This is a genomic window from uncultured Paraglaciecola sp. (assembly GCF_937123705.1).
Classification (GTDB): Bacteria; Pseudomonadota; Gammaproteobacteria; order Enterobacterales; family Alteromonadaceae; genus Paraglaciecola.
In genome coordinates this window covers 45,928-52,852 of sequence record NZ_CAKZKO010000023.1, presented here as the reverse complement: position 1 = coordinate 52,852, position 6,925 = coordinate 45,928, and the positions used below count along the sequence as shown (strand labels likewise).

Sequence of the window (6,925 nt, the reverse complement as noted above, 5' to 3'; positions counted from 1 at the left end):
GACAGGCTGGCAAGACGGATAAGAAAAATCAGAGCGCAAACATGGGGCTATGATTGGCCTGATAGATATAACTTGATTGAAGGTTCAATGTGGTGGCCTAAACCAAAAGGGCTTCATGGTAATACGTTTGCCAAGGTAAGGGCTGAACTTAAAAGCCTAGAAAATGAGTATAACTATTTATCAGATCTTAAAATTAGAAAATTATGTGGTTATTAGTAAAAAACAGCTGCCAACGACTTTGTAAAAGCTTGGCAGCAGAATATTATCTAGAAAGGACTAAGCAGCGTAAATTTTATATGAGTTGAGTCTGCTTCTTCTACACTAAACCTAGCGTTTTTATATGCATAAGTACCACCAGCTTTGTAATCCAAACTTACTTCTTGTGTGAAAGCTGCTCTTGCTAACCATTCATCTGTGAATTCCTTATAAACAAACTTAATTTGCCCCGCTGCAACACCAATATAAGTTAGCGTAATATTAACATTAGAGCGCTCTTGAGCTTTTAAATAAGCCTTATACTTCCCATTCAGTATGGTTAAAGGTGATGCTAATTTAGCTTGATAAATAGCAGAGGCAGGAAAATGCCAGCTCCAATAAAACTCTGTTGCTTCAGTTGAACCAGTTGGTATAAATAAGCCGCCAAACGCTTTGTTTGTTCCATTTAAACTATTAAAAGGTGACGCAGAGGAATAGTATTTACCTCTATTGGTGATACTACGGAGTTGATAATCACCGGTAGGTAGAGAAAATTCAAAAGTTTGCATTTTGTGATCTACTTTTGCCATGATGTTTTCATCAACATGGAACGATCCAAGATGTGTCTCTGAAGGCTCCTTTAAATACTGTCCAGAAGTCAACATTATCTCACCAACACTTGCTGTAAGTTTTACCGGGACAAATTCTTTTTCTGGATTTAGTTGAGGTGTAACACGATCAAGTAATAGTACATTTTGAAGTTGTGATGAACATGAGGCAATAAAAACAATAAGGCCAATTAAAATTAAACGTGGTGTAAATTTTTCAATCATCCCTGAATTTCCTATAAGTTTATAAATTCACAGCAATGAATTTTTATCTAAAGCAATATAACTAACTTATCCTGCACACTCAATCATATTAAAAAATGGAAAACTAGATTGGCGAGTCTTTATTATTAAAAAATGTTGAATTCCGATCCGTGACCGATCCGTGAGATAGATAAATTTGTAATGTTGTACGGGAGTAGCTATGGAAGTCTTTAAAAATGGTGGCCCCTCCCTGACTCGAACAGGGGACCTGACGATTATGAGTCGTATGCTCTAACCAACTGAGCTAAGGGGCCATTTTGTATCTTACTTTTACTAAGCCAGTGTCACACCTCCATGTGGAGGGATCCGGCTCTACGTCCTTTGTCTCGCGTTCGTAGCGGCAAAGCTATGCTTTGCTATTTCGCTATTCGCCCAACTGAGCTAAGGGGCCGTATTGTATACAGTGACTTTGATAAGCGGGTGCTTTACAAAATCGAGGCGCAGTATAAGCAGTTTTTTTTTCTTTGTCATCTTACTTGTGGGCTATTGTGTTTGATTGCTGCATTTTTCTACAGATTTTCTTGATATTCCACATCTAATTAGCATGAGCAGTATCAAACCAAAGACACTGCCGCCACCTGAGTTGTTTGGTGGAGGCTCGGGATTAGGCGCGATCACTGTTATCACTATGCTATCTGTGCTGATAAGGCCAAAATCGTCTGTCACTGTTAGTGAGAAGGTCAAGGTACTGGCGGTGTTTGGGGCGGTAAAACTGGCCTGAGGATTGTTGGCATTGTTGATTGTGACATTGCTGCCTGAGATTTGTTGCCATTGATAGTTGAGCGGTTGTACTTCTGGATCGCTGCCGCTGCCGTTGAGTACCACATTTTGCCGCGAATTAACTTCTATGTCATCGGCAGTGGTTGCGGTTGGTGGCTGATTCGATTCGTCGTCTCGTATGATTATGTCCACCGATGACTGTTGACCGAGTACTTGTGTTTCATTTGCCTGTAGAGTTAATTGCAGTGACTCTTGTATTTCAGTTTCATTGTCGTTTATGAGTGATATGTTGATGTATTGGGTTGTGCTGTTTCCATCTGGCCATTCGAGGGTGCCATTGCTGGCAGTGACATCTTCACCTAAAATCGCCGAGCCTGATGTGAATTCATAAGTTACTGTTAAGGCGCCATCGCTGCCACCTTGACGGGTAACGGGTATTTGTATATTTGAACCTGTTTCTTTTACCTTTATTTCGTTTGTAGCGAATACAATTTTGCCTTGTTGCAGGGCATCGATAATGCTCACTTTGAGCATGCTGGGTTGTACTAGGGTGGCAGAGTTTTTAGGATCAAATAGCCTGATGAATAGGGTTTCGGTTATTTCATCTAGTGCGTCTGGGGTTGTTTGTAGTTGAATACTTTGAGTTTGGTTATCGTTGTTGGCCCAAGTTAGCTCACCACTAGTTAATATTATATCTTCTATGCCGGCAGAGCCTGGTAAAACTTCGTAACCAACACTAGTGGCGCCAATGCCTGTTTTTAAAACTTCAATGTTGAGGTTGTCGCCTTCATTTACACTAACTTGGCTAGCGCTAAAAGCGATATTTCCGGTTTCGTTCGCCAGCGTTTGGTCTTGAATGATGTACAGGCCGCTGTTGATATCGCTGACTAGAATATTGCCGCTTGGTAAAAATGGATAGACACCCCATGCGCCATTAAAGGTTGCGTTGTTCGACACCGGATAGGTATCGAAAAAGCCTACTTCGAGCGGTGTGCTCGGATCGGTGATGTCGAGTACCGTTAGGCCGCGTTCATAGTTGGACATATAGTAGCGATTACCGCGCACAAAACCGTTGTGATCAGAAGCGCGAGTAGGGCCTGTCCACGTGCCAACTAAAGTTGGGGAGCTAAGAGAGCTAATATCAAATATGTTTAACGTGGTATTTAATCCGCGTCTTTGTTCGTCTAGCTCGTCGTGGACGATGACAAATTGTTTATCTTCGGTCCACCAACCCGAATGGGTGTATTCAGCATTAGGGTAGGTACCTGTGCCTAGCCTAATGGCCTGATTTTTATCGGTGTGATCCCAAATAATGAGTGAATCTTCATTAAAGTCCAGAAACACCAAGCAGCCGTTATTGCTGGTTTGAATACAATCTGTTTGCGCTCTTGCATCCTTTACCACTAAAGACGAGGCGTCGTGGCTATAATCCTTTGGTTTGCCTTGTAGATTGCGGTAGGTTGTGCCTAGCGTTTCTGGATCGCCCAATGAATAAGAGCGAAACGCGCCACCATATTGGTTCGAGCCGAGAATATGAACCGCAGGGGTTTGATTTGCAGTGGCAATATTTAGGGTGTAATCAATACCGCTAATATATATATTGTGTGCTGAACGATCTGTTGTTTGGCGATTTACTACAGTGATGCCGTTTTCAAGGTCGTTCAAATCAATAATGGTTAAGCCTTCGTTGGCCTCTGTGGTTGAATAGGCATAGGCCTGCCATCTTAATAATGCGGCATCAAAATATTGGTATACTTTTATATCTCGCCAAGTTGAAGATAAACCTTGCACACTACCAACCACTGCGGGTGAAGTTGGCGAAGTGACATCTACGACAGAAACACCGTTTTTAAGGCCTATAATGGCGTATTCTTTTTTGCTGTTAAGATCCACATGCCCCCATATATCGTTTGCTGCGCTAGGGCTGTTTGGAAAGTCGGCTAAGGGTACATGTGCGAGTAACGACATATTTTCACATGCAAAACCATCTGCATTGCCGTTAATGCATGGGCTGCTTACTTGTTTATTTTGCATCAGTTTTATTTTTGAAAACTGGCGACTATCGTTAGATGAATATGATTTCGACAAGGCTTTTGTGTCGCGTATAACATGAAAACCTTGTTGACTCAGTTGTTGGGCATATGCAACTGGCACACCCGTTACTGTGGTTTGATAGGTGTCGGGGTTTTGCCCTTGATATTGCTCAATTAGACTAAAACCACCTAAAACAGGCACAATTTGGCCAGTGAAATATAATAAATCTTGTTCGGACTTAATTGAGTATTGCCCTTGAGCCACCAATATGGTGTCACCTTTATTGGCATTTTTTACGGCAAAAGAGACCGTTTTACATGGTCTAAACCTATTGTTGCAGGTTCCTTGATCATGACCCGTGGTGGCAACAAAACGCGCTTTGTCATGCTCTGCATGAGCCTGAACATCTTGACTGCACCCTAATGTCAGTATCATTATGGCGCCAATTAAATATCTCATGAAACCTATTTAAATTTATATGAAGCTTGCTTACACCTTACCTTTTAGACCTGACATTACAAATAATTTGTTCAAATTAACCATACAAAAATCACGTTCCTTGGTCTTAATCAGTTGTTTTGCGCTGATGTTCAGTGCTTGTTCTAGAACTACCGAAGTGCAAAATATCGAAGTTGAAATCTGGAGAGATGGCAAAATACTCACTTGCTCAACCTTTGAAACTCAGCAGCAACCTTGGTCTATTCAACAACTTGCATTTTTTGTCAGTAATCTTAGATTAATAAACGACAAAAACACCCAAACAGCAATCTTAGGTTCATCTCCTTGGCAAGCAGAAAATGTGGTGTTGATTAAACCCTATTTGCCAGACTGCGCGACAAACTCTGCGGCTGATGTTGGTATTGCGGCGGAAACACTAACCAGTAATCATAATTTGCAATTTTTAGCGCCTGTGGATCTTGACCATTATCAGCAGTTGTCTTTTACCCTAGCTGTGCCTTTTGAGTTAAATCATGAAAATCCGTTACAGCAGCCTTCTCCTCTAAACTTGCCTTCTATGTTTTGGTCGTGGCGTGCGGGGCACAAGTTTTTTAGATTGGATATGCAGGGGCCTAGCAATAATTGGGCGTTTCACCTAGGCAGTGTTGGATGCACGGCAGCGTCGACCATGCGTACCCCTGAGAACGAATGTGTTCAGCCCAATAGAGTTAGTTTTAAATTGCCCAAAAAAGCCGACGGTACCAAGCTTGTGTTGCATTTAGACAGGTTGATAGCCAATACCCCCATGCAAAGTGATGACTCTTGCTTGTTTCATCAAGGGCAACAAAGTTGTGCCACTTTGATGTCAAACCTTCAAAATCACGATGTGTTCGAGTGGCACTGAGTATGTTGGCTACAACTGTGGTTCGTTTTGCTGTTTGCTGCAGTTTGAGCTGTATGTTATTCAGCTGTAAGCCGCCTGATGTCAAGCCGCAGGTATATAAGTGGAATATACCTAAAGGCTTTCCGTTGCCTAACGTACCTAAAAACAACCCTATGACTACCGCCAAGGTATCACTGGGAAAACAACTATTTTTTGATGAAAATCTGTCTTTTAATCAAACCACTTCTTGTGGCTCCTGTCATTTGCCGCAGTTTGCTTTTGCAGAGCCGAAAACAACAGCCATAGGCGCAACGGGTCAACTGATCAAGCGTAATAGTCAGTCTTTAGTTAATGTCGCATATAACAGTAACCTTACGTGGGCGCATTCAGGGCTGAATCAAATAGAGCAGCAAATTCTTATTCCGATGTTTTCAGAGAATCCAATTGAGCTTGGTATTACTGGGCATGAGGATAAGGTATTAAATAGATTTAAAAGTCAGACGTACTTAGCATTATTCAATGAAGCGTTTAACGATAAGCAAGTCACTTTTGATCGGATAGTAAAAGCATTAGCGAGCTACGTGAGAAGTCTAACTAGCTTTGGGTCACCATTTGATAAATATGCCTATCAAGGGAATGACGACGCACTCTCAGACGCTGCTAAACGGGGCATGGAGTTGTTTTTTTCGGAAAAGTTAGAATGTTTTCACTGTCATGGTGGATTTAATTTTACCCAATCTAGCCAGCACGAAAATCAAAAGTTGGACTTACGGCCTTTTCATAATACTGGACTATATAACGTGGATGGGAAGGGGGCTTACCCACTTTTTGACCAAGGCTTGATTGAGGCTACCCTTCAACCTAAGGATATGGGAAAGTTCCGAGCACCTACTTTACGCAATGTATCGGTAAGTGCGCCTTATATGCACGACGGTAGTTTAGCTACATTGGAAGATGTCATTGAATTTTACGCCTCAGGGGGCAGGGGGCATGGCAAAACTAATCCCTTGAAAAGTGCTTTTATAAAGGGATTTGAATTGCAGCCAAAACAAAAACAAGACCTGATTGAATTTTTGCAAAGTCTAACCGACCAGAAGTTTTTAAATTCAAATCTAAATCGTCATTAAGTTTCATCTGTAGTGCTTAAAAACTAAGGGGTGCAAGGGCTTAAGAACTTTGCTATCGTTTTAAAAAACTTGGCAAAAATTATAGATCGCATTTTCATTGGAGAGCGAAATGACCGAAAAACCCTTTTTAGTAAGTGGTCGTAATACCCTAATTCACAAAATCCGAAAATTAGATTTACTGGTTATTAACGGTGACGATCAACCACCAGTTGTTGTTACCCATAAGGGTATAAAAGAATATTCTGGGAAAATCCCTGAAAACAAACGTGATGCTAAAGCACTCGATATGGAAATGGTCGATGTCACTAGCATAGATGTATTTGGTGAAGAGAAAACCTTGTTATTCGTCCAAACCATTAATGGTAAAGAATACAAAGTGGATTACAGTAAACATGGCACAGACTTGTTTATTAAAATTCATCAAGAAAACGCCTTTTAATAGAATGATATATGGCCCTGTTTTCAGGGCTTTTGTATAAGTGTGATGCTAATTTTTAATAGTTTAGCCGCCTGCGCTGATGTTTTAGCGATTGAAACATGACTCCTATCCCAAGGATTTGGTCCTTATCTTTAAGAATGTAAAATTTCGTCCCTAGATTGTTTATATTTTGGAACACTAAGCGTGGTGTTCGTCCCTATGCCTGCTTCACAAATGA

Annotated in this window: 5 protein-coding genes, 1 tRNA gene and 1 pseudogene; 4 read left to right on the top strand and 3 right to left on the bottom strand. The window is 41.2% G+C overall.

Going from position 1 to position 6,925, the window contains the following annotated elements; all coding sequences use genetic code 11:
- Positions 1-216, top strand: a pseudogene (locus Q0688_RS03600) (hypothetical protein); the annotation flags it as partial.
- A 50-nt stretch (positions 217-266) separates the two neighbouring features.
- Here the strand turns inward: Q0688_RS03600 and Q0688_RS03595 are convergent.
- The 3 genes from Q0688_RS03595 to Q0688_RS03585 form a co-directional block, all read right to left on the bottom strand.
- Positions 267-1,028 carry a hypothetical protein gene (locus Q0688_RS03595; RefSeq protein ID WP_299073250.1) on the bottom strand — a complete coding sequence of 254 codons (762 nt, stop codon included), beginning with the start codon at positions 1,026-1,028 and terminating at the stop codon, positions 267-269.
- Between the two features lie 216 nt (positions 1,029-1,244).
- Positions 1,245-1,321 (bottom strand) — tRNA-Ile (locus Q0688_RS03590).
- A gap of 229 nt (positions 1,322-1,550) precedes the next feature.
- A complete protein-coding gene (locus Q0688_RS03585) occupies positions 1,551-4,256 on the bottom strand; it encodes a choice-of-anchor B family protein (RefSeq protein WP_299073249.1) in 2,706 nt (901 codons plus the stop codon).
- 181 nt (positions 4,257-4,437) lie between these two features.
- On the opposite strand from Q0688_RS03585, the gene Q0688_RS03580 reads away from it, so the two are divergent.
- From Q0688_RS03580 to Q0688_RS03570, 3 genes are all read left to right on the top strand, one after another.
- Positions 4,438-5,163, top strand: coding sequence for an MbnP family copper-binding protein (locus Q0688_RS03580; protein ID WP_299073248.1), 726 nt, complete (start codon positions 4,438-4,440; stop codon positions 5,161-5,163).
- A 53-nt stretch (positions 5,164-5,216) separates the two neighbouring features.
- The gene (locus Q0688_RS03575) at positions 5,217-6,269 is read left to right on the top strand and encodes a methanobactin export MATE transporter MbnM (RefSeq protein ID WP_299073252.1); all 1,053 of its coding nucleotides are present in this window, start codon (positions 5,217-5,219) and stop codon (positions 6,267-6,269) included.
- Between the two features lie 109 nt (positions 6,270-6,378).
- Positions 6,379-6,708, top strand: coding sequence for a hypothetical protein (locus Q0688_RS03570; protein ID WP_299073246.1), 330 nt, complete (start codon positions 6,379-6,381; stop codon positions 6,706-6,708).
- The last annotated feature ends 217 nt before the right edge of the window (positions 6,709-6,925 follow it).